The 24,214-nt window shown below is 28.3% G+C and carries 18 protein-coding genes; 15 read left to right on the top strand and 3 right to left on the bottom strand.

Annotation, left to right across the window (positions count from 1 at the left end; all coding sequences use genetic code 11):
- Positions 1-3: 3 nt before the first annotated feature.
- From RT575_RS06250 to RT575_RS06190, 13 genes are all read left to right on the top strand, one after another.
- Positions 4-363, top strand: a complete 360-nt coding sequence (locus RT575_RS06250) for an FtsL-like putative cell division protein (protein ID WP_313383873.1) — start codon at positions 4-6, stop codon at positions 361-363.
- Positions 341-2,323 carry a penicillin-binding protein gene (locus tag RT575_RS06245; protein ID WP_313579609.1) on the top strand — a complete coding sequence of 661 codons (1,983 nt, stop codon included), beginning with the start codon at positions 341-343 and terminating at the stop codon, positions 2,321-2,323. The genes RT575_RS06250 and RT575_RS06245 overlap by 23 nt, the downstream gene beginning before the upstream one ends.
- Positions 2,320-3,783, top strand: coding sequence for a UDP-N-acetylmuramoyl-L-alanyl-D-glutamate--2,6-diaminopimelate ligase (locus RT575_RS06240; RefSeq protein ID WP_313579607.1), 1,464 nt, complete (start codon positions 2,320-2,322; stop codon positions 3,781-3,783). Before RT575_RS06245 ends, RT575_RS06240 begins: the two co-directional genes overlap by 4 nt.
- Before the next feature lie 3 nt (positions 3,784-3,786).
- Complete coding sequence (mraY, locus tag RT575_RS06235; protein ID WP_313579605.1) at positions 3,787-5,028, top strand: phospho-N-acetylmuramoyl-pentapeptide-transferase; 1,242 nt, start codon at positions 3,787-3,789, stop codon at positions 5,026-5,028.
- 1 nt (position 5,029) lies between these two features.
- The gene (gene murD / locus RT575_RS06230; protein ID WP_313579603.1) at positions 5,030-6,364 is read left to right on the top strand and encodes a UDP-N-acetylmuramoyl-L-alanine--D-glutamate ligase; all 1,335 of its coding nucleotides are present in this window, start codon (positions 5,030-5,032) and stop codon (positions 6,362-6,364) included.
- A 19-nt stretch (positions 6,365-6,383) separates the two neighbouring features.
- The gene (locus RT575_RS06225) at positions 6,384-7,583 is read left to right on the top strand and encodes an FtsW/RodA/SpoVE family cell cycle protein (protein ID WP_313383879.1); all 1,200 of its coding nucleotides are present in this window, start codon (positions 6,384-6,386) and stop codon (positions 7,581-7,583) included.
- Positions 7,555-8,661 (top strand): undecaprenyldiphospho-muramoylpentapeptide beta-N-acetylglucosaminyltransferase, encoded by a 1,107-nt coding sequence (murG, locus tag RT575_RS06220; RefSeq protein ID WP_313579602.1) that lies wholly within the window; start codon positions 7,555-7,557, stop codon positions 8,659-8,661. Before RT575_RS06225 ends, murG begins: the two co-directional genes overlap by 29 nt.
- Positions 8,661-10,001, top strand: a complete 1,341-nt coding sequence (murC, locus tag RT575_RS06215; protein WP_313383881.1) for a UDP-N-acetylmuramate--L-alanine ligase — start codon at positions 8,661-8,663, stop codon at positions 9,999-10,001. Before murG ends, murC begins: the two co-directional genes overlap by 1 nt.
- A gap of 1 nt (position 10,002) precedes the next feature.
- A complete protein-coding gene (locus RT575_RS06210) occupies positions 10,003-10,734 on the top strand; it encodes a cell division protein FtsQ/DivIB (protein WP_313579600.1) in 732 nt (243 codons plus the stop codon).
- Positions 10,721-12,187, top strand: a complete 1,467-nt coding sequence (gene ftsA, locus RT575_RS06205) for a cell division protein FtsA (RefSeq protein ID WP_313383884.1) — start codon at positions 10,721-10,723, stop codon at positions 12,185-12,187. The genes RT575_RS06210 and ftsA overlap by 14 nt, the downstream gene beginning before the upstream one ends.
- Before the next feature lie 44 nt (positions 12,188-12,231).
- A complete protein-coding gene (gene ftsZ, locus RT575_RS06200; protein WP_313579598.1) occupies positions 12,232-14,094 on the top strand; it encodes a cell division protein FtsZ in 1,863 nt (620 codons plus the stop codon).
- A 103-nt stretch (positions 14,095-14,197) separates the two neighbouring features.
- Positions 14,198-14,650: a GatB/YqeY domain-containing protein gene (locus RT575_RS06195; protein WP_313579596.1), complete on the top strand. Its 453-nt coding sequence runs from the start codon at positions 14,198-14,200 to the stop codon at positions 14,648-14,650.
- 303 nt (positions 14,651-14,953) lie between these two features.
- The gene (locus RT575_RS06190; RefSeq protein ID WP_313579594.1) at positions 14,954-15,469 is read left to right on the top strand and encodes a septal ring lytic transglycosylase RlpA family protein; all 516 of its coding nucleotides are present in this window, start codon (positions 14,954-14,956) and stop codon (positions 15,467-15,469) included.
- 66 nt (positions 15,470-15,535) lie between these two features.
- Here the strand turns inward: RT575_RS06190 and RT575_RS06185 are convergent, their stop codons facing one another.
- The 3 genes from RT575_RS06185 to RT575_RS06175 all read right to left on the bottom strand — a co-directional run bounded on the left by RT575_RS06185 (position 15,536) and on the right by RT575_RS06175 (position 21,770).
- Complete coding sequence (locus tag RT575_RS06185) at positions 15,536-18,859, bottom strand: S8 family peptidase (protein ID WP_313579592.1); 3,324 nt, start codon at positions 18,857-18,859, stop codon at positions 15,536-15,538.
- Positions 18,860-18,892: 33 nt separating this feature from the next.
- Positions 18,893-19,153: a hypothetical protein gene (locus RT575_RS06180; RefSeq protein WP_313579590.1), complete on the bottom strand. Its 261-nt coding sequence runs from the start codon at positions 19,151-19,153 to the stop codon at positions 18,893-18,895.
- A gap of 238 nt (positions 19,154-19,391) precedes the next feature.
- A complete protein-coding gene (locus tag RT575_RS06175; RefSeq protein ID WP_313579588.1) occupies positions 19,392-21,770 on the bottom strand; it encodes an outer membrane beta-barrel family protein in 2,379 nt (792 codons plus the stop codon).
- A 110-nt stretch (positions 21,771-21,880) separates the two neighbouring features.
- Here RT575_RS06175 and RT575_RS06170 point away from each other — a divergent pair, with 110 nt between their 5' ends.
- Positions 21,881-23,194 (top strand): HAMP domain-containing sensor histidine kinase, encoded by a 1,314-nt coding sequence (locus RT575_RS06170; protein ID WP_313579586.1) that lies wholly within the window; start codon positions 21,881-21,883, stop codon positions 23,192-23,194.
- Positions 23,184-23,864: a response regulator transcription factor gene (locus RT575_RS06165; RefSeq protein WP_313579584.1), complete on the top strand. Its 681-nt coding sequence runs from the start codon at positions 23,184-23,186 to the stop codon at positions 23,862-23,864. The genes RT575_RS06170 and RT575_RS06165 overlap by 11 nt, the downstream gene beginning before the upstream one ends.
- Positions 23,865-24,214 lie beyond the last annotated feature (350 nt).

The following is a 24,214-nucleotide window of genomic DNA, read 5'->3' as shown; positions in this document are numbered from 1 at the left end:
ATCATGGCTAAAAAGAAAAAAATATTACCAGAAAAAAAGACTTTTACAGGCTTGTTAAGAGGAGAGTTTTTAATTAAAACAGGTTCAGAACAAAACTGGAAGTTTATGTTGTTTTTAGTAGGTTTGGCTTTTTTAAGTATTTCAAGTTCTCATTTAATAGATCGTAAAGTTGTTCGTATAGCAGAATTGCAAGATAAAGTAGAAGATTTAAAATCTCAATATACAGATAAACATCGTGATTTAATGCGATTACAATTAGAAACGCAAATATTACAACGTACAGCTGTTTATGGATTAAAAATACCAGATAAACAACCATATTATATAGTAGATAAAGTATATGATAGCATCAACGAAAAATAAAAATAATATTGTTATAAAAGGATGGGTATTTGCCGGATTGCTTGCAGTTTGGGCTGTCTTTATTATTGTTTGTATGTTTCGTATAAATATTATAGAAGGAGTTGATTTAGAAAGGTTTGCTGAGAAAAATAATTTTAGATTAGATACAGTTCCTGCTGAAAGAGGTAATTTATATGCTTCTAATGGAGCTTTGATGGCTACTACCGTAACAAAACATAATGTATATGTAGATCTTTCAGTTATTAAAGATGACTTATTTGATAAAGAAATTCATGGTTTAGCAGATTCTCTATCAAATATGTTTTCTAAACCATCTTCATATTTTTATAAAAAGTTCTCTACAGAGCGAAAAAAGAAAAATCGCTACATGATGTTGGTTAAGGATCTTGATTATGAAGGTTACCAGCGTTTAAAGAAATTTCCAATTTTTAATAAAGGTCAAAATAGAGGAGGTTTTATACATGAAACAGAATCTAAAAGAGAATTAATTGTAGAAGATATAGGTGTTCGTACAATTGGTTATGATGACAGAAGAGGTAAAGTAGGATTAGAAGGGGCTTATTCTGATTTGTTGAGTGGAATAGAAGGTCGTCGTTGGGAACAATTTATGGGTAGAGGTAAATGGAAACCAATGAAGAGTTGGGAACAAGAACCTCAGGCAGGTTCTTCAGTTTACACAACAATAGATGCAGATTTGCAGATGGTTGCTTATGATGCTTTATATAAACAACTTTCGGAATTTGAAGCTCAACATGGTTCTGTAGTTGTAATGGAAGTAAAAACTGGGAAAATACGTGCAATAGTAAATTTAGCTAGAAAAAAAGATGGTACTTATATAGATGATTATAATTATGCTGTAGGGGAGGCTGCTGAACCAGGGTCAACATTCAAAGCAGTGTCTTTATTAGCTACTATGGATGATGGATTTATAGATAAGAATACAACCGTAGAAACAGGTAATGGAAGTTACAAATTTTACGGTAGAACAATTAATGATACTCATGGTTATGGAACTTTAACTGTTGATGGGGTTATAAAAAAATCATCAAATATTGGTACTGCAAAAATTATCAATAAATATTATGGAGAGAATCCAAAGGCATTTTTCAAAAAGTTAGATGCTTGGCATATGACTTCTCCATTAGGAATTGATATCTTAGGAGAAGGTGCTCCAATAATGCATCGTCCAGGAGATAAAGTATGGAGTAATATAACTCTACCTGTTATGGGATATGGTTATGGATTAAGAGTTACACCAATTCAAATGGTTACATTTTATAATGCAATTGCTAATAATGGTAAAATGTTAAAGCCTTTGTTTATGGATAAAATAACTAAAAAAGGTGAGCCAGATAAAAACTTTGAACCTGTTGTTTTAGTCGAAAAATTAACATCTTTAGAGAATATAAAACAAATGCAAGAGATGTTGCGTGGTGCAGTAGAACAAGGTACTGGGCGAATTATAAGTAATAGTAATTATGATATTGCAGGGAAAACAGGTACTGCTCGTGTAGATTACTGGAAAAAAGATGGTAAAGGAATGCAATATAGAGCTTCTTTTGCTGGGTATTTTCCTGCAGAAAACCCTAAGTATTCTTGTATTGTTGTAGTTCATAAACCTAATACAGCAAAAGGCTTTTATGGTGGTAGTGTTACTGCTCCTGTATTCAAAAAAATAGCTGATTGGGTTTATTCTAAAACCCCAATTCCTTTACCTAATAATTTAGTTAAAAAAAATACATTAAAAGAATTTAAGAAAGAAGATATAATAAATGTGAATCAATCTAAAAATATAATACCAAATGTTACAGGTCATGTTGGATCAGAAGCTGTTCAGGTATTAGAGAATTTAGGATTAGATGTACAATATACTGGTGTAGGAAGGGTTATAAAACAATCTATTCCTATGGGAACAAAATTTAAGAAAGGTGAAACGATTTATTTAACGTTGGAAGGATGAGAGATTTAGTAGATTTATTATATAAGGTTCCCATCGTAAAAGTTATTAATAGTACAAAATTAACTGTTAATGAAATTCAATTTGATTCAAGAAAAGTACAAAATGATAATGTTTTTGTAGCAGTTAATGGTGCTACAATAGATGGACATCAGTTTATAAATAAGGCAATAACTTTAGGTGCTAAAGTTATTATTTGTGAGCAATTACCCCAAGAATTGAATAATGAAATAACTTATGTTAAAGTAGAAAATTCTACAATTGCATTAGGTATTTTGGCATCAAATTTCTATGGTAATCCTACGAAAGATTTAAAATTAGTTGGAGTTACAGGTACAAATGGAAAAACAACTACAACAACATTGTTGTATGAGTTATTTACAAAATTAGGTTATGCTTGTGCTTTAGTTTCTACAATAAAAATAATTATTGATGGAGAAGAAATTCCATCAACACATACAACTCCAGATATTTTAACACTTAATAAAATGTTTAGAGAGGCTGTAGATAGAGGTTGTGAGTATGCTTTTATGGAAGTTTCATCTCATGGTATACATCAAAATCGTATAGCTGGTTTACATTTCGAAGTTGCTGGATTTACAAATATTACACATGATCACTTAGACTATCACAAAACATTTTCAAATTATATTGCAGCAAAAAAGAAATTTTTTGATGATTTACCAAAAACATCAACTGCTATATCTAATGCGGATGATAAAAATGGAAGTGTAATGCTTCAAAATACAATCGCTTCTAAAAAAATGTATGCGTTAAAAACAGATGCAGATTTTAAAGCAAAAATTTTAGAACATCGATTTGATGGAATGCAATTACAATTTAATAATAAAGAATTTTGGACTTCTTTGATAGGAGAATTCAATGCATATAATTTATTATTAGTTTTTGGAATTGCTTCAATTTTAGGTCAAGATGAGTTAGAAGTTTTAACAGCTCTTAGTACTTTAGGAAATGTTGATGGACGTTTTCAAACTTTTCAAACTAATTCAGGTATAATTGTTATAGTTGATTATGCACATACACCAGATGCGTTAGAAAATGTATTAAAAACGATTGAAGGAATAAGAACTAAAAATGAAAAATTAATAACTGTTGTTGGCTGTGGTGGTGATAGAGATAGAACTAAACGACCAGAAATGGCTGATATAGCAAGCGAAAAATCGAATTTAGCAATTTTTACATCAGATAATCCTAGAACTGAAGATCCTGAAGAAATTTTAAAAGAGATGGAGGTTGGTGTTAAACCTCAATTTTATAATCGTACACTAAAAATTACTGATCGTAAAGAAGCTATAAAAACAGCTTTAAAAATGGCCGAACCAAAAGATATTATCTTAATTGCCGGGAAAGGGCATGAGACATATCAAGATATTAAAGGAGTTAAAAATCATTTTTCTGATGTAGAAACTGCAACAGAATTAAGTAAAATATTAAACAAATAATCTATGCTATACTATTTATTTGATTATTTAGAAAAATTACATATTCCAGGAGCTCGAATGTTCCAATATACATCATTTCGTTCTGGAATGGCAATTCTATTAGCTATGTTTATTAGTTTGTTTTTTGGTAGAAAAATAATCAATTTTCTACGAAATAAGCAAATGGGGGAGATTGTTCGTGATTTAGGATTAAAAGGACAAAAAGAAAAAGCAGGAACTCCAACAATGGGTGGTATAATTATAATTATAGCAACACTTATCCCAACATTACTTTTTGCTCGTTTAGATAATATTTATATAATTATTTTATTAATTTCTACAATTTGGCTAGGAGCTATAGGTTTTTTAGATGATTATATTAAAGTTTTTAAAAAAAATAAAGAAGGTCTTAAAGGTAAATTTAAAGTATTAGGTCAAATAGGACTAGGAATTGTAGTAGGTTCTATGTTATACTTTAGTCCTACAGTTACTGTAAAACATCAAGATGCAAAAGTTAAAAGTACTTCATTAACAAAAGAAGCAACAGAATATCGTCCTGCGAAGTTTGGATCAGAAGAAAAGACATTAGATACAACAATGCCATTTGTAAAAGGTAATGAATTTAACTATTCAGATATTTTATTTTGGATAGATGCACAAAATAGACCTACATGGGCTGTTGCTGTTGTTTTTATTTTTGCAGTAATTTTTATTACAACTGCTGTATCAAATGGAGCAAACTTAACAGATGGAATTGATGGTTTAGCAGCTGGTAGTTCTGCTGTAATTATGGCTGCAATTGCTGTTTTTGTTTTTGTTTCTGGTAATATAATGTTTGCAGATTATTTAAATATAATGTTTATTCCAAGATCAGAAGAGGTTCTAATTTTTTGTGGAGCTTTTCTTGGAGGATTAATAGGATTTATCTGGTATAATACATATCCTGCCCAAGTTTTTATGGGAGATACAGGTAGTTTGACAATAGGAGGTTTAATCGCTGTTTTAGCAATAATTGTAAGAAAAGAATTATTGTTACCAATTCTTTGTGGAATTTTCTTTGCAGAGAGTTTATCAGTAATGTTACAAGTTTCTTATTTTAAGTATACAAAGAAAAAATATGGAGAAGGAAGAAGGATTTTCTTAATGTCTCCATTACATCATCACTATCAAAAGCTTGGTTATCATGAAAGTAAAATTGTGGTAAGAGCAATTATCATCGGAATTATTTTAGCAGTAATAACAATTATTACTTTAAAAATTAGATAAAATGAAAAGAATAGTCATTTTAGGTGGAGGTGAAAGTGGTGTAGGAACAGCTATCCTAGCAAAGAAAAAAAACTTTGATGTTTTTCTTTCTGATATGGGATTAATAAAAGATAATTATAAAAAACTTTTAGAGGAAAACGGGATTGATTATGAAGAAGGTCAACATACAGAAGAACTAATTCTGAATGCTGATGAAGTAATGAAAAGTCCAGGTATTCCAAAAAAAGCAGCTCTAATTCAGAAATTAGAATCAAAAGGGATTTCAATTATTTCTGAGATTGAATTTGCTTCACGTTATACAGAAGCAAAGATTATTGCAATAACAGGATCTAATGGAAAAACAACAACAACAAGTTTATTATTTCATATCCTTAAGCAAGCTGGATTAAATGTTGGATTAGGTGGTAATATAGGAAAAAGTTTTGCTAAATCTGTAGCTGAAGATAATTATGATTTTTATGTATTAGAAATTAGTAGTTTTCAGTTAGATGATATCAAAAAAACTTTTAAACCATATATTGCTATTCTTTTAAACATTACACCAGATCATTTAGATCAATACGAATATCAATTTGATTTGTATGCTAAATCTAAATTCAGAATTACTGAAAACCAAGATGAAAATGATTATTTTATCTACAATCTAGATGATCCAAAAACAATGGATATGATTGATGATATCACTATTCATGCTCATCGAAAACCGTTCACAATGATGGATGCAAGTAATGAGGCATACGCTAATAATGAATTATTTCGTGTAAATGATTCGGATGGTGATTTTACAATGATTGTAAACGAATTAGGATTAATAGGAAAACATAATATTTCTAATTCATTAGCTGCTGCAGTTGCAGCAAAGGTTATTAATATTAGTAACAAAAGCTTAAAACAAAGTTTATCTGATTTCAAATCAGTTGAGCATCGTTTAGAGCCTGTTCTTACAATAAGAGGAATTGACTTTATAAATGATTCTAAAGCAACAAATGTAAATGCGACATATTTTGCTTTAGAAAGTATGGAAAAACCTGTTGTTTGGATTGTAGGAGGAAAAGATAAAGGAAATGATTACAATGAAATTCTTCCTTTTGTAAAAGAAAAAGTTAAAGCAATTGTCTGCTTAGGAGCTGATAATTCTAAATTAATTGATTTTTTTAATCCTTACGTAAGCACAATTATTGATACAAATACGATGATTGATTGTGTAAATAAATCATATGAGTTAGCAACAAAAGGAGATATAGTTTTATTATCACCAGCTTGTGCTAGTTTTGATTTGTTTAAAAGTTACGAAGACAGAGGGGATCAGTTTAAAGATGCTGTGAGAAAATTATAATTTATAATAATAAAATAAAATGTCGAATATAGTAGAAAAATATTTCAAAGGAGATAAACCACTTTGGGCTTTCATATTATTGTTAGCATTATTTTCATTTTTACCTGTTTATTCAGCAAGTTCGAACTTGGTGTATACAGTAGGTTCAGGTACTATTTTTGGACATTTAGGTAAACATGCAATAATTCTTATTGTAGGTTTATTTATTATATATGGATTACAAAGAGTTGATTATCGTTGGTTTGGACTTCTAGCATTAAGTGCTGTTATATTACTTTCAGGAGTTTTGATGATTACTTTAGTACAAGGTCAAACTATTGGAGGTGCTAATGCGGCTAGATGGTTAACAATTCCAGGAACAGGAATAGGGATACAGCCTTCTATGATAGCATCTCAAGCATTACTTATTTATATAGCTCGTTACTTAACAAAAAATAGAGATAAAGAATATACTTGGAAAAGCACAGCTATTCCTTTGTTTTTACCTATTATAGTGATTGTAGGATTAATTTTACCATCAAATGGTTCTACTGCAATTATGTTAGCATTAATGTGTGGTATTTTATTAATTATAGGAGGATTTCCTCTTAAATATTTATTTACAATAGCAGGAATTGGAACATTATTAGTTGGATGTTTCGTTTGGTTAGCATTAAATAAACCAGATATTGTTACTAATTCTCGTGTTCATACATGGATGTCTAGGATAGAAAAATTTAATGATGATTCTGGTTTAGAAAGTTATCAAGTGTTGCATGCTAAAGCAGCAATAGCAAGAGGATTAAATGAAATGTCTGGACCAGGTAAAAGTGTTTTTAAACAAACTTTACCTCAGTCATCATCAGATTTTATCTTTGCAATTATTGTAGAAGAATATGGTGCAATAGGAGCAATAATGTTGATAGGTATATTTTTACTTATTCTGATTAGAATTTGCATTATAGCTTCAAAAATTCATACAATTTTTGGCACATTATTGGTATTTGCAGTCGGTTTACCAATTATTATACAAGCAATGGTTAATATGGCTGTTGCAGTAAATTTAATACCAGTTACTGGGCAACCGTTACCTATGATTAGTTACGGAGGAACATCTATTTGGATGACATGTATATCATTCGGAATTATTTTGAGTGTAAGTACACAAATAAAATCGAAAGAAGAATTAGAACAAGATAGAAAATTATTAAGTGAAGAATACATCGAAGACATCGCCTAAAGTTTTAATTAGTGGCGGAGGAACAGGTGGACATATATATCCAGCCATTGCAATTGCAGACGAAATAAAAAGACGTTTGCCAGATGCACAAATTTTGTTTGTAGGAGCAGAAGGGAAAATGGAAATGGAAAAAGTTCCTAAAGTTGGTTATCCTATCAAAGGGTTACCAATTGCTGGATTTGATAGAAGTAATATGAAAGCAAATTTTAAATTTCCTTTCAAATTAATAAAAAGTCTAAATCTAGCTAAAGAAATTTATAAAGAATTTCAACCAGATTTAGCTGTTGGTACAGGTGGTTATGCTAGTGGACCAATGTTGTGGATTGCAGGAAATAATAATGTTCCAATTTTATTACAAGAACAAAATTCTTTTCCAGGAATTACAAATAAAATTTTGAAAAATAAAGCTGCTGCTATATGTACAGCCTATGAGGGAATATCACAGTTTTCTCAAGAAAAAGTACATTATACAGGAAATCCCATAAGAGGTGAAATTTTTCAAAATTTAGAATCAAAGTCTGAGGCTATTTCTGCTTTTGGATTAGATCCAAATAAACCAACAATTTTATCTGTTGGAGGATCACAAGGAGCAAGAGCTATAAATGATGCTTGGTTAGAAAATTTAGATGAGTTAGTTGCAAGTGGTGTTCAATTAATTTGGCAGACAGGGAAATTAGATTTTCAAAAAATTATAAATAGTGTAGGAAATAAATATCCGACAATTCATATAACTGAATTTATTTATAATATGAAAGATGCTTATGCTGCATCGGATATTATTGTTTCTCGTGCTGGTGCAATGGCTATTTCTGAATTATGTATTGTAGGTAAACCAACAATTTTAATTCCATTGCCAACAGCTGCAGAGGATCATCAAACAAAAAATGCTCAATCTTTAGTTTATAAAGAAGCCGCAATTTTAATAAAAAATAGCGAAGCAAAACAAGTTTTAATAAAAGATGTAATTGCCTTAGCGAACAATGAAGAATTAAAGAAAAAATTATCTCATAATATAAAGTTATTAGGAAAACCTAATGCTACTAAAGAGATTGTTGATATATTATTGAATTTATTATAATGAATATTTTAGATAAAACATATTATTATTTTATCGGTGCTGGAGGAATCGGAATGAGTGCTTTAGAAAGATTCTTTTTATCCCTAGGTAAGAATGTTGTTGGTTATGACAAGACACAAACAGAACTTACATCTCAATTAATTTTAGAAGGGATTAATATTCATTTTGAAGATAATATTGATCTTATTCCTGATGGAATAACAAAAGAAAATACGCTGGTAATTTATACTCCAGCAGTACCAAAAGATCATTTAGAGTTAAATTATTTTCTTACAAATGATTTCAAAGTAATGAAGCGTTCTGAAGTTTTAGGTGAAATTACTAGACATACATACAATATTGGAGTTGCTGGAACACATGGAAAAACAACAACATCTTCTATTTTGGGACATATATTAAAAGTAGCCAATGTAGAGTGTACTGCTTTTTTAGGTGGAATAGCAGAAAATTATGATTCTAATATCATTCTTAACGGTTCAAAATATACAGTCGCTGAAGCTGATGAATTTGACCGTTCTTTTTTAAAATTATCTCCAAAATTAGCTATTATTACATCTGATGATGCAGATCATTTAGATATTTATGGTGAAAGAGATGAGGTTAAAAAATCTTTTCAAGAATTCGGAGCAATTGTTGAAGAAAAATTATTTGTTAGAAAAGGTTTAGAATTTAATAATGCTTACACGTATGGAGTTGATGCAGACGCCGATTACAACGCATATAATGTAAGAATTATTGAAGGGCATTATGTTTTTGATGTAAAAACGCCAAATGGTTCGTTGAAAGATGTAGGTATTTTATTACCAGGATATCATAATATGGAAAATGCAGTTGGAGCATTAGCTGTGGCTGATTATATGGGAGTTCCTCATGAAAAAATAAGAGAAGCTTTATCTACTTTTATTGGAGTGAAAAGAAGATTTAATCGCTTTGAAATAAATGATAAAATTTATATTGATGATTATGCGCATCATCCAACAGAATTAGATGCTGCAATTCGTTCAGTTAGAGAATTATATCCAGGTAAAAAAGTTTTAGGAGTTTTTCAACCACATTTGTTTACAAGAACAAGAGATTTTGCAGATGACTTTGCAAAAAGTTTATCAAAATTAGATAGCTTAATACTTTTAGATATTTATCCAGCTAGAGAGCTTCCAATCGAGGGTATAACTTCAAATTTCTTGTTAGAAAAGGTAGATTTACAAGAAAAATTAGTATCTTCATTAGACAATAGTTTAAATGAGATAAAGAAACAAGATTTTGATGTCTTATTAACTGTTGGAGCGGGGAATATTGATACAATTGTTAAACCTATAAAAAAATGGTTAAGTGAAGCGTAAATTGAAAATCATAAAAGTGATTTTAGGAGTTATGTTACTAATTGGATTAATTAGTTTTACCATAATTCACAATGCTTCGCGTAAAGTGAGTAAACTAGATGTTGCGTTTGTTCAACCTGTAGATAATTATTTTATTAATGATGAAGCAATAAGAGAAATTATCAATAAAGGAGGAAAAGATATTTTAAGTCAAAAATTAAAAGACGTAAATGTTAAGGAAATAGAACAAAGAGTTTCAGAAAATCCTTTTGTAGACTCAGTTCAAGTAAATAAAAATATTAATGGTGTAATACGATTAGATATTGTTGCTAATAAAGCAGTAGCTAGAGTAAAAACTCCAAAAAATGAATTTTATTTAACTAATAATGGAGAAAAAATGCCTTTGTCAAAACTAAGTTCAGCAAATGTCATTTTGATCTCTGGAGATGTAAAACCAAATGAATATGAGGATTTAAGTAAGTTCGTAATAGCTCTTAAAGAGGATGATTTACTAAAAAATCATATTATAGCGATAGAAAAAAAAGGGCAACGCTCCTATGATTTACTTGTTAATTCAGGTAATTATTATATTGAGTTAGGTACTTTGAATAATTTTGATCAAAAATTACATAATCTAGATTTATTTTATAATCAATACATTGATTATATTGGAACAGAAGATTATGAAAAATTAAGCTTAAAATTTGTAAACCAAGTTGTAGCAACCAAACGTATAAAAAATGGAAAACAATAGCAAAATTGCAGTTGGCTTAGACATAGGGACTACAAAGATTGTAGCACTTGTCGGTAGAAAAAATGAGAATGGAAAAATAGAAATTTTAGGATATGGTCAAGCTAAAAGTTTGGGTGTACATAGAGGAGTAGTAAATAATATAACTCAGACTATAAATTCTATTAAAGAAGCAATAGATAAAGCAGAGAAAAATTCTGGAATAAAAATAACAGATGTGACTGTAGGTATTGCTGGACAACACATTCGTAGTTTACAACATAGCGATTACATTACAAGAACGAATTCTGAAGATGTAATTGATGACAACGATTTGAAATTGTTAACCAATCAAGTTTATAAATTGGTTATGTTACCTGGTGAAGAAATAATTCATGTTCTTCCTCAGGAATTTAAGGTAGATAACGAAGGAGAAATTAGAGAGCCTATCGGGATGTATGGTAGTCGTCTTGAAGCTAATTTTCATGTTGTAGTTGGTCAAGTATCCTCTATTAGAAATATTGCTCGTTGTGTAAAAGCAGCAGGATTACGTCTGGCAAGTATTACTTTAGAACCTATAGCATCTTCTAGTGCAGCTTTAAGTGAGGAAGAAAAAGAAGCTGGTGTTGCATTAATTGATATAGGTGGAGGTACAACTGATATTGCAATTTTTAAAGATAATATTATTCGTCATACTTCAGTAATTCCTTTCGGAGGAAATGTAATTACTGAAGATATAAAAGTTGGTTGTTCCATTATAGGAAAACAGGCAGAAGCGTTAAAAGAAAAATTTGGTTCAGCATGGCCAGGAGAAAATAAAGAAACTGAAATTGTTTCAATTCCAGGTTTAAAAGGGAGAGAAGCAAAAGAAATTTCTTTAAAAAGATTGTCTCAAATAATTCACGCTCGTGTTCAAGAAATATTAGAACAAGTTTACTTAGAATTAAAAAATTATGGTTGCGAAGATCAAAATAAAAAATTAATTGCTGGTATTGTTTTAACAGGAGGAGGATCAAAATTAAAACACATACGTCAACTAACTGAATACGTTACGGGGATGGATGTAAGGATAGGATATTCTAATGAACATATAGTAGGTGCTAAAGCAGAAGAAATTAGTGGGCCAGAATATGCAACATCGGTAGGATTATTGATGAAGGGATTAGAAGAGTTAGAATTGAGTTATAATTATCAACGAGAAATCTTTGAAAAACCTGTTATTAATAATTTAAATAATCAAGAAGAATTAGAAATAGGAATTCATAAAGAAAAGGCTAAAGAAGTTAAATTAGAAGAAATAGCTGAAGTAAAGATTGAAGAAAAAATTATAAGAAGACCTAAGAGAGAAGATATAGTAGATGATTTACTAGATCAAGAAATAGGTCAAAAAGTAGAAACGAAATCTAAGCCAGAAAAGAAAAGTTTTTTTTCTAAATGGACAGATAAGTTCATTCAAATGATAAACGAAACTGAATAAGAATAAGAATAAAATAAATTAAGAACCAATTTAAAAATAAGGATATGAGTGATACGTTAACAGGAGATATTGTATTCAACTTACCAAAAAGTAGATCTCAAGCAATCAAAGTGATTGGAGTTGGAGGAGGTGGTAGTAATGCTGTAAACTATATGTTCGAACAAGGAATTGCAGGTGTAGAATTTGTAATTTGTAATACGGACTCTCAAGCATTATCAAATAGTCCAGTTTCTACTAGAATACAATTAGGACAAGCTATTACAGAAGGATTAGGAGCAGGTGCAAATCCTGAAGTTGGTGAACAATCTGCAATTGAAAGTGCTGAAGATGTAAAAGCAGTTTTAGATGAAGGTACTAAAATGGTTTTTATTACTGCAGGAATGGGAGGTGGTACTGGTACAGGTGCAGCCCCAGTAATTGCAGGAATAGCAAAAGAAATGGATATTTTGACTGTAGGTATTGTAACAGCGCCATTCTTTTTTGAAGGAAGAATGAGGTTGGAACAAGCTGAAAAAGGTATCGAAAAATTGCGTAAAAATGTAGATTCACTAATCGTTATCAATAATGATAAATTACGTGAATTATATGGTAATTTAGGTTTTAAAAATGGCTTTTCTAAAGCAGATGAGGTTTTAACTACTGCCGCAAAAGGTATTGCAGAAGTTATTACACAACATTATGCAATGAATATTGACTTACGAGATGCTCGTACAGTTCTTAAAAATTCAGGAACTGCAATTATGGGTTCTGCAAAAGGAAGTGGAGAAAATAAAGCAAAAGATGCTATTTCTTCAGCCTTAGATTCTCCATTATTAAACAATAATAAAATTACAGGTGCTAGAAATGTATTGTTATTAATTTTATCAGGTAATAATGAAATTACTATGGATGAAATTGGTATAATCAATGATTATATTCAACAAGAAGCTGGTAATAGTGCTAATATTATTATGGGTATAGGTGAAGATTTAGAATTAGGTGATTCTATTTCTGTAACTGTTGTTGCAACAGGTTTTCCCACAGAAGATCAGACTTATACAGGTAAAGAAGAGCAAAAAATTGTTCATACATTAGAAGAGGATCAACCTATAAATAAAACTTTATCAGTAGATCAACCATTTGTGAATCGTGTTAAACCAATGACATTAAACTTTGGTCGTCCAGCAACAAATAATAATTCAGAACAAGCTTCTCAGCAAATTCAAAAACCTGAAGAGCCAAAGAATAATTATCGTCAAGCCGATATTAATCAAAGTTTTCAACAACAATCATTTAATCAAACAATTCAAGAGAATGATTATAATTCACCAAAGCGTTATGTTTTAGATGATGTTGAAGAAGAACCGATTAGAGAAAATAATAATACTTATAATGATTTTGAACCACGATTAAAATCTGATTTTAATCGACCACAGCAAGAATTGAATAATCAAAGTCAGAATAATAATAGTTATAATTCTTATTCAAATAGTGTATCTTCTGAATCAACAAATAGTTATCCACAAAATAGCTATGAAAGTTTTCAGTCATCAAATGAAACTTTTAATCATCTAGATTCATCTAATGTTAATGATTCTAACTCTACTAATTTTGCTTATCAACAAGAACAAGCAACTCAAGTTACTTTAGATCCTTTTAGTAAACCAATAGAGCAATCTACAGATGAAGAATTAAATAATGTAATTGAAGAAAGAAGAAGTCGTTTAAAACAGTTTAATTTTAAATTTAATAATACGATGACTAATTCTCAAGTTGATGAATTTGAAGCTATTCCTGCATATAAGAGACAAGGACTTAATTTATCTGATCGTACAGATAATCAATCGTCAGATTTTTCAGTAGGAACAAATAGAAATAACGAAACACAAATTCGTCCAAATAATTTTTTACATGATAATGTAGATTAATTGTAAGTTATTCTTAATTTAAATATTCTTATTATATAAAAGGTTCATTGCTTTTGCAATGAGCCTTTTTTTGTTATAAATTTGTAGTATAAAAGTAAAACAAATGAATTTAGAATCTCAAATAATGGGGCAATTGAAAGAAGCTATGAAAGCTAAAAACACAATTGCTCTTGAAGCTCTTAGAGCTGTAAAGTCTGAATTATTATTAGCAAAAACATCTGGAGCTAATGGAGAATTATCAGAAGATCAAGAAATAGCTTTGTTACAAAAATTAGTAAAACAGCGTAAAGAGGCAGCTGAGCAATTTGAAACTAATAATCGTCCTGAATTAGCTGAAAAAGAATTAGCTCAAGCTGAGGTTATTCAACAGTTTTTACCTGTTCAATTATCTGAAGAAGAATTGACAGTTGCTTTAAAAGAAATAATCACTGAGGTTGGAGCTACATCTGCTAAAGACATGGGTAAAGTAATGGGAGCAGCTTCTTCAAAACTTGCTGGTAAAGCAGAAGGAAAATTAATATCAATAAAGGTAAAAGAGATTTTATCAAGCTTATAATTTCTCAATTTTATATTTCAAATATTAAGAAAAGGTAAAATATTTAATATTTTATCTTTTTTTTATTTAACGTTATATTTTTAAATATTTGATAATCAAGTTCTTAACATTGAATTGTTCTCAAAAGTTAAAATAATTAATAAACACCTTTTATTTTAACTTTTAATTAACATTTCTCTCTGAGCCACTTAAAATAGATGTTTCAAGATGTAAGATTTTGTAATTTACCATTAATTAGAATTGTTTTAGATAACAAGTGGTTGATAACCTTAAATTTGCAAAGTAATCAGAAATATCTAAAGGATGACGAAAAGCATTACAGCTTTTATAGCGATGTTAATGATTTTTCCAATAGCGAATGCTGATGGTAAAATTTTTAAAGAATCTGAGAAAGATAGAACAACTATCATAACAGCTTCAGAGAAAAGAACAGGAAGTGTAGTTGATAATGATACAATTAAAAATGATACATTATCAAATGAGAAAGAAGTAGATGATTTTATAGAGAATAGTGCTCATAAAATTTCTACAGGAGTTGTTTCTTGGTATGGAGGAAAATTCCATGGACGACAAACAGCAAGTGGGGAAAAGTATGATAAACATGAACTTACTGCTGCACATAAGTCTTTACCATTTGGGACTAAAGTAAAAGTTACAAATATTAGAAATGGGAAATCTGTTGTTGTAGAAATAAATGATAGAGGACCATATGTAAAGTCTAGAGTTTTAGATTTAAGTCAAGCTGCTTTCGATGAAATTGGTCATACTAATACAGGTGTGATGCAAGTTGAGTACGAAGTATTAAAAAGCGAAGATTAAAAATCTAGAAATGAAGAAAAAATTAAAAGGTTAAGAAGAACTCTTCTTAACCTTTTTTATTTATAATTAATTTTTGATAATTTTTTTAGTTACAGTACCATTAGTTGTTTTTATTTCAATAATATATACACCTTTAGGTAAGTTACTTAAATTAATTTTATTGTAATTTTGTTTAACATCTGTTTTTAAAACAGTTTGACCAGTTATATTAATAATATTTATTTGAGCATTATTAATATTAGATGGTAAATTAACAGATAAATCGTTTATTATAGGATTTGGATAAACTGTTAATTGGTTTAAAGTATTATCTATGTTAGATAATGTAGAGTCTGTAGATAATAAATATCCTCCAAAACCAACCGCATCTACCGTAATTTCCCAATATTTATAAGTGTCATTCCAAATAACATTACTTGCTTCTAGTTTTGTACTAATAGGAGTATTTTCATATGAAGAAGATAATCCAGTATTATCTTTACTCTTTCCAGCATAATAATAAATAATTAAATTATCTTTATTTGTGTCATCTGTTGGAGAAGTAGGTAATTTTACTATAGAATTTTTATTATAGATATCAAAATCATTTTGAGTGTAATATAATGTTACTTTACCTGTTGAAGTTGAATTATTATTACTTGCATTAATTTCAATTCTTCTTTGTACAAAGTTCTTAGCTTCAGAATCAATCCAAACTTTAGCAGTTGTATTACCAGAAATCGGTATAACTCCGTTTGCTTCTACTCTTGTAATAAGTTCACATCCATTAATAAAATGATTATATCCTAATTCTACAGATTGAGTGGCTTCTTTAGAAGTTGTTGCTAATTGTTTTATTGCGGGTAAATTCTCATAAACTAGTGCTCTTACTTTAGCATTGTATTGGTTATTTACAGTGAATGTTGTTCCATTATCTCTTGACAAATAAGTTTTTTGAGAGACATTTATGTTGTCTGAACCAAGGACTAAATTAGTATTTGTAGTTTTTAAAATAACAAAAAATTCCTGTCCAGATATAACGTTAATATCTTCGTCTATAAAACTTAAGTTATTCCAACCAGATTGTTCTAATGTCTTTATATTATTAATAACTTTAGTAGTTATTAAATCACCTGGTTTTCCTTCATTATTTACTTTTCTAATTTCTATAGTTAATGGAATAGTTGCAGTGGTATTAGTATTGTAATTACCTAGTAAAAAAGTAATATTTCCAAGTTTACCAGTTGCAGTAGCTGTTAATTTTACTCCAACGTTTGCCTTTTCATAGTTAACATTATTAGTACCATTATTCACTGGATTTCTTTCAGTAGGAAATCCCCATTTATAAGCAAGAACATCGTTTGCTAAAGTGTAGTTTACACTAATAGGACAAGAAGTATTATTGTTCAATTTATTTACTTCTGCACCTACAGCTTTGTAAATGTTTAATTTTCCATACCCAAATTCGTTTGTATAATTATTAGTTGTAAAATTATCTTTGTTTACATTCTCTATTAAACGTTGTTTTACGTCTTTTGCAGTTAATTGATTATTAGCTTGTAATAATAGAGCTGTTGCTCCCGCTACAGCAGGCGAAGACATGCTAGTTCCTGTCATTTGAGAATAATATTTTCCATCTATAATGTATGGATCTATATTATCTTTTGTTTTAGCAGAAATAACAAAAGTACCCCCAGCAGCAATATCAGGTTTACGAGCTTCATCTGCTCTTGGTCCTTTAGAACTAGAAGAATTTAGAGTTTCTGTTTGTATAACACTTGAACTATAAGTTCCATTATTAGCAGGAACACCACTATTTACAGCAAAAGCAACATTACCAACATAATTTGCAACTGTAATAGCTTCGTCTGCCGTACCAGGAGAACCTATAGTATAATTGTTATCTCCTTCAGGAAAATATATGTCTGCTAAATTATAATTTGTAGTATATAGCCATCCATCAAGAGTTATATTATTATTAGAAATATTCTCAATTTCTAAATCATATATACCTTTTGTATCAGTTAAATCTAATCTTTCTGTAGCTAATTGAATAAATCTTTTTCCTAAACTACTATCAACATAGTTATATATAGTTAATTCTTGATATTCATCTCCAGTTTGATTTTTTAAATAGTATGTACCACCACTACCTGCATTTTGAGTGAAAACATCTCCAGTTGGAGCAGTTAATTTTACATTAATAGCAGATGTATTTTTATCTCCTTTAGTAAATGCTAAAAAGCTGAACAATGAAGAAGTATAATCTAGGTTATTTTCTCCTATTTGTATTTTTATTGATTTTTTTTCATTTGGAGCTAAATTAATTCTTTGGTGTATATTTCCGCTACCTTCATTTCCAGCGGAAATTACAACAACACGTCCAGGACCAGATGTAGTAAAATCATTTACTTTAATTTCATGAGCAGATTTTCCATCATGAGGACTTGCTTGTCCACCAATACTCATATTTACAACAATTGGTTTACCTTGTTCGTCAGCAACTTTTTTAAAGTAATCCAATGCTTCAATCGTATTTGTTGTAGGAAAGCCATCATTTCCACCTTTTACGATAACTAACGTTGCTTCGGGAGCCATACCTTTATGTGGAGTTCCTTCTAAGCCAGAACCATTACCAGCAGCAGTTCCTGCTACATGTGTACCATGCCCATGAGTATCTTTCTCTCTTATATATCCTGTAGGAGTTCCATCTATTTCATCATTAATATGTGCTTGAGTATATTCTACTCCTCTATTAGCAGTTTTATATAGATTTGGAGAATTTTCTCCAGCAATAGGTGTTAGGGTTTGATCCCAAATACTTAAAATGCGAGATTGTTTTGTAATAGGATCAATAAAGTCAGGATGAGTGAAATCAATACCTGTATCAAAAATACCAACTAATATATCTTTTCCTGTGTAATTTGTTCCATTCAAAACACCATTTTGTAATAATGCTGCTCCAGATTCAATTACATTGGATTGATTATTTAAATAATCTATTTGTGGATATTTAACAGTTGATATATATTGATTATCTCTTAAACGATTAAAATCATTTTCAGATAATAATGCAGTAACGAAATCTTCAGAAACAGATTGTACTAAATATCCATCTTTTTTTAGTTGTTCAGGATCTTTAGTATAAATAATGGCTTGATAGTATTCTTTTACTGTACCATTTGGAGATATTAAAGAAGTGATAGGTAATACTTCATCGTTTGTTAAACTATTACTAGTTTTTTTTAGAACATTATTTTTTCTTTCTTTAAGAAGATTTTCAAATCTTGGATCAATTTTAAGTTGAGCAGAAAGATATGATCCTGATAGTAATAACAATGTCCCTAGGATTGGTAGAGAATTAGATTTAATTACTTTTAAATTAGTTAGTTTTTGTAGATTTCTAATCATGTGTTAATTTATTATGTGTGTTAATTTATTTTTTTAATGTAATAAATCTATATCAGGAAGTGATATGGATTTTACAGATTTTATTTTATATATTTTTTCTAAATCTTCTTTTTTTATAAGAGCTGTTACAAACTTACTAGTTGTGGATTGTACAGAAATACCATTAGTAACTAAATCAGAAGGAGAACTAGTATAAATAATAACATTATATACATCTTGATATCCGTTATCTGTTTTTATTGTAATAGGAGTTGACCTTTCTAAATCTTGAATCGTAACTTTGTGGCTAAACATTTTTTGTTCATTTATTTTTTGTTCGCTCTTTAAGCTTTTCTGATTGTTACAAGAAATAATAAATAGAAGAAATAAATATATATTGATTTTTTTTTCATAACATTAAGTTAAAATTAATTTAATTAATATTTAATAAAAAGTTAATTTTAAAAATACTGTTGAAATTTATTTTATCTGTAATAAAACTCTTTATTATTAGATAAAATCAAAATATATGTATAAAAATAATGATGAATATTTAAATTCTATTCTGTTCTGCTGTTTTGTTTCCTTGTTTTGTTTCTTTTAATTTCTGATTTCCGAAGTTATATTTCATATTTATAAGGAAATATTGTGTATCTCTATAATCTTTGAAATATTGATTTTGATTAGAATATTTTGTAGAAAGAGTATTACGATCAGTCTTGAAGATATCATTAAAGGTAACACCTATTTCAAATTTTTTATCATAGAACTTTTTATTAATTATTAAATAAGTATTTTGAGATGAGCTTATATCAAAAGAACCTTGTATACTTTTTGAATTATATTGATAACCAATAAATAAATTAAATGTTTTTTGTTTGTTAAAATCTATTTGGGTACTAATATTCGTATTGTAAAAGAAAACATCATTTTTATATAATTGATTTTCATTTGCTATATTTTTACCAAAATAATAGTTTTGGTTATACTCTCCCATCATGAAAAAATTAAATTTTAACCATGATTTCAAATTAAAATTCTTTGAAATATTTCCTCCAAAAGCCTTTCCATTTTTAATATTTGTAAAATTATAAATAACAATATTATTACTGTTATCCTGATAAGAAATCTCCATTGCAGGATCTTTTTCATACCTATAATATGTTTCAAAATTCCAATCACTAACTGTATAATTTAAGCTGAAATTATCTATAAAAGTCGATTTTAAATTGGCATCTCCTTGGAAGTAAGAAAAAAGATTATAATAAGATTTCGATGGATTCAAGAAATTATAATTAGGTCTACTAATTCGTTTTCCATAATTAAAACCCAATTGTTGTTTATCATTAATTGTATGATTGAGATAAAATGTTGGAAAAAGATTAGAATTTATTCGGTTATTTTTATTTTCAGGATTATCAGATATTGTATTTATCCATGTAGCTTCAGATCTTAAACCAGCCTTTACTTCCCATTTTTTCCATTTGTAATTTCCAGAAACATAAAATGCTAAGATTTGTTCTTTATAATCGAAAGTATTACTTTTTTCAGGTTGATAAATAAGATTTTGATTAACTCTTTCATAAAAATTCATATCATTATCATTGGTAACGTAGCTGTATTTTGTTCCAGCTTCTATACCATAATTATCATCACTCAAAGTATAATCAAATTGAGTAGAGTATAATTTTACATCTTGTCCACTATTTGTCTTAAATTCATTTTCATTATAAGGTTTATCTTTAAAATTTAGTTGAGTCAAAACACCTTGATTTTCTTTATAATGTCTAATGCTAAAATTATTTGTCCATGTAAGACTGTTTTTATTAAATTTTTTATCATAAATAAAATATGAATTAAAACTATTAGAATATTCTTTTCTATTATTTTCCGTAGTGTAGTTGGATTCGGGATTATTGTTTATAAGATTATAAATAGTTGTAGGAACAATATAATTACCAACAGATGCGGGATTATTATAACCATTAAAACCAAACTGAATATTTTGTAAACTATCAATAGAATATTGCGTAGCAAAATTATATATATGTTGCTCTTTTGCAATAGTTCTTCTTATCATATCACTTTCCCACTTAGTTTGTTCATTTTCATAAGTAACAACATCTAAGTTTTTTCGAATATATTTTCCATTCACAAAATAATAGCTTCCAGTTAATTGCCATTTATTTTTATTATAAGTATGTGATGTTCCAATCATTCCTTTCGAGTAAATGGATTGATGATAACGAGTATACAATTGACCTTTATAACCAGATAAAGTATTTTTTTTCATTTTTATATTTATAATTGCACTTCCCGATGCCTCATATTTAGCTGGAGGATTAGTAATTACTTCTATAGAAGATACTAAGTCACCATTTGTATTTTCCAACAATTGCTTTAGTTGGTCTTGTGTCATCAATGTTTTTTTATCGTTTATCATAACAATAATCTGACTATTTCCACGAATACTTAATTGATCATTTTTCATAAGAACAGTAGGTGTATTTTTCAAAATATCCCATGCACTAAGATTTTGTAGAGGAGTATTCTCTACAGTAAATTCTAGTCCATCAATTTTTCTTTTCAACATTGGTTTTAGTGCAGAAATAGAAACTGTCTCTAAATTTACAGTAGTATTTTTTTTCAAAATTATTTCTAATTGTTGTATACTATCATATTTATAATTTTTTTCAAAAGGAAGAAAACCAAGTTCTTTTACAGATAAAATAAAAGATTTGGCTTTATTTAAGTCAAATTCAAATTTCCCTTCTTCATCAGTATTTATAATTAAAGTTTCATTTTTAGAAGTTTCAATTTCTATAAAATTAGAAGAAATAGGTTGTAGTTTCTCATTTATTAATTTACCTAGAATAGTTTGTGTAAAAACAAAATGAGGGATGAATAAAAACAAATAGACTAACTTTCTCATGATATGTTATTTTCAACAAATCTCATTTTATTCTTTTTTGGAATTGTTTAATGAACGGTTAACGATGGGTTAATGAATATTTCATTGAGAAAAACATGTTATTTTTGAATATGAGAATTAAGAAAAAATATTATTCATTTTTATTTCCACTAGTCCTATTAGTTCTAATAATTTTACAGGTTTATTATATTTATAATTCCTACAGATTAATTGAAAAAGATTTAATTGCTTCATCAAAAGAAATTACAACCAAAATAATGGATGAAATGGATGAAGAAAATGATACAAGTAAAGAGCAATTATTACAATATTTTAAATATAATTTACATAAACAATTAATAAAACCGCAGTCTAATCAGGAAAATAAAACCAATTTTAGTTTCACAAGTTTAAAGCCTAAAATAGATTCTTTAGTAAATAGTTATACAAAAGAAAATAATTTCGAAATAGCAATTCGTTCCGAAATTTATTCTCTTTATGATGATATTAATAAAAAAGAACTTATTCTGAATAATTCTTTGATAGTATATGAATCAAAAAATAAAATAACTAATCCTATAAATGTTAATCAAAGTGTTTGGACTACGGATAATATTGTAGAAGAAAAAAATACTAACCTGAGTATAAATAATAAGCAACATTATAAATATAAAGTAGAATCAAGAGTAGACTTTGAATTATTGAATATCAAATTTTTATTATTTAAAAAAATTATTCCTCTTATCATTGTAAGTCTATTAATAGTATCAATCATTGTTTATTTATATTGGAAAAGTATACAAAACTTAGAAAAACAAGAAAACAAAATAAAACAATTGCATCTTACTATAGATTCTATTGCTCATGAATTAAATACTCCGATTACAACAATAAAATTTGCTATTCAAACTATACAAGAAACAGAAAAAAAGAAAATTATCAATCGTCAGTTATCTCGTTTAGAAAATACGATTGAATCTATTTTTGAAAAAAATATAGAAGAAGAACAATTAGTAAATAAGAAAATTATCGATGATTTATTTAAAGAAATAAAACAACAACATCCCGAAGTTTTAATAATTCTTAACTTAGATTTTCAACAAAATAATAGTTTAAATAGTTACGATTTCCGACTAATAGTTCAAAATTTGATAGAGAATTCAATAAAATACGGAGCAACTAAAATTCAGTTAAACTTTGAATTCAATAATATTATAAAACTTCTTTTTTCAGATAATGGAATAGGTATTCCCGAAAAGGATATTCCATTTGTTTTTTACAAATATTATAGAGTAAATCGCGAAATAAATATCAATGTAAACGGTTTAGGTATTGGTTTATATATCGTAAAAACTACGACGAATAAGTACAATGGTATTATCCGTCTAGATAATAATAAAGAAAATGGAGTTAATTTTTTAATAGAACTACCAAATGAAAAATAAACTAATTCTAATTGAAGACGATCAAGATTTAGGTTTGGTCTTACAACAATATCTAGAGTATTCTAATTATGAGGTAATTTGGTTTAATCATCCTCAAAAATTCTTAGATAATCTACATCAGCTACAGAACACAAAACTACTAATTGTTGATGTTATGATGCCAGAAATAGATGGATTTACTTTAATAAATCAACTAAAAGATAAATTAAGTATACCATATTTATTTTTAACAGCAAAAGCCCAAAGTTTCGACCGTGTTTTAGGATTAAAAATAGGAGCAGACGATTATATAACAAAACCTTGTGATCCTGAAGAACTATTATTAAGGATCAAAAATATTTTAAAAAGAAATTATACATTTCCACAAGTAGAAATAGCTATAGGAGATTATTTATTTAATCATTCACATTTTAGTTTAAAACACAAAGAAAAACTTTTCCAATTAACAGAAAAAGAAGCAGAGTTATTGAGTTATTTTATTCAACATAACAATCAACTAGTTTATAGGAAAGAGATCCTAAAAACAATATGGGGCGAAAATGATTATTTTCTTGGTCGTAGCCTAGATGTATTTATGACTCGTTTGCGAAAATATTTTAAAGAAGACGAACGTATAAAATTTGAATCTGTTCGTGGTATAGGATTTAAGATAGAGTTACCAATAAACTAAGAAGAATAAATAATGAATTTCTTGGTTATAAATATTTAGGTAAACCCTACGGAACAGGCTTTCACGTTCCCAATCTTTTTTTGATTGGCTATTTCATTTCGAAAGCCTCAATGATCAATTCGAAATGCAATGATTATGTCGAAATATATCCAATCAAAAAAAGGATTTCCACTTCAATCCTTTTTGCAAATACAGAGAAGAGATTATTTAGAATAATATATAGAAAACAAATTTTAACCTCTTTTTCTTATCTATTCAGTTTACTATAATATAATTTTTTAAAATATATTTTTAATCGTTAAATAATACATTTCAGCTATATATTTTCTCAGTTGAGTAACTTTTGCTTG

Origin of the sequence: Chishuiella sp. (assembly GCF_032109125.1) — a bacterium.
In the GTDB taxonomy this organism is placed as follows: Bacteria; Bacteroidota; Bacteroidia; order Flavobacteriales; family Weeksellaceae; genus Empedobacter.
The sequence above is the reverse complement of the archived record's forward strand: the minus strand, read 5'-3'. Positions and strand labels throughout refer to the sequence as shown.

Coding starts and splice junctions, on each gene's coding strand:
- RT575_RS06250 (WP_313383873.1), top strand. CDS start 4: ATGGCTAAAAAGAAAAAAATATTACCAGAAAAAAAGACTTTTACAGGC.
- RT575_RS06245 (WP_313579609.1), top strand. CDS start 341: ATGATAGCATCAACGAAAAATAAAAATAATATTGTTATAAAAGGATGG.
- RT575_RS06240 (WP_313579607.1), top strand. CDS start 2,320: ATGAGAGATTTAGTAGATTTATTATATAAGGTTCCCATCGTAAAAGTT.
- mraY (WP_313579605.1), top strand. CDS start 3,787: ATGCTATACTATTTATTTGATTATTTAGAAAAATTACATATTCCAGGA.
- murD (WP_313579603.1), top strand. CDS start 5,030: ATGAAAAGAATAGTCATTTTAGGTGGAGGTGAAAGTGGTGTAGGAACA.
- RT575_RS06225 (WP_313383879.1), top strand. CDS start 6,384: ATGTCGAATATAGTAGAAAAATATTTCAAAGGAGATAAACCACTTTGG.
- murC (WP_313383881.1), top strand. CDS start 8,661: ATGAATATTTTAGATAAAACATATTATTATTTTATCGGTGCTGGAGGA.
- ftsA (WP_313383884.1), top strand. CDS start 10,721: ATGGAAAACAATAGCAAAATTGCAGTTGGCTTAGACATAGGGACTACA.
- ftsZ (WP_313579598.1), top strand. CDS start 12,232: ATGAGTGATACGTTAACAGGAGATATTGTATTCAACTTACCAAAAAGT.
- RT575_RS06195 (WP_313579596.1), top strand. CDS start 14,198: ATGAATTTAGAATCTCAAATAATGGGGCAATTGAAAGAAGCTATGAAA.
- RT575_RS06190 (WP_313579594.1), top strand. CDS start 14,954: ATGACGAAAAGCATTACAGCTTTTATAGCGATGTTAATGATTTTTCCA.
- RT575_RS06185 (WP_313579592.1), bottom strand. CDS start 18,859: ATGATTAGAAATCTACAAAAACTAACTAATTTAAAAGTAATTAAATCT.
- RT575_RS06180 (WP_313579590.1), bottom strand. CDS start 19,153: ATGTTTAGCCACAAAGTTACGATTCAAGATTTAGAAAGGTCAACTCCT.
- RT575_RS06175 (WP_313579588.1), bottom strand. CDS start 21,770: ATGAGAAAGTTAGTCTATTTGTTTTTATTCATCCCTCATTTTGTTTTT.
- RT575_RS06170 (WP_313579586.1), top strand. CDS start 21,881: ATGAGAATTAAGAAAAAATATTATTCATTTTTATTTCCACTAGTCCTA.
- RT575_RS06165 (WP_313579584.1), top strand. CDS start 23,184: ATGAAAAATAAACTAATTCTAATTGAAGACGATCAAGATTTAGGTTTG.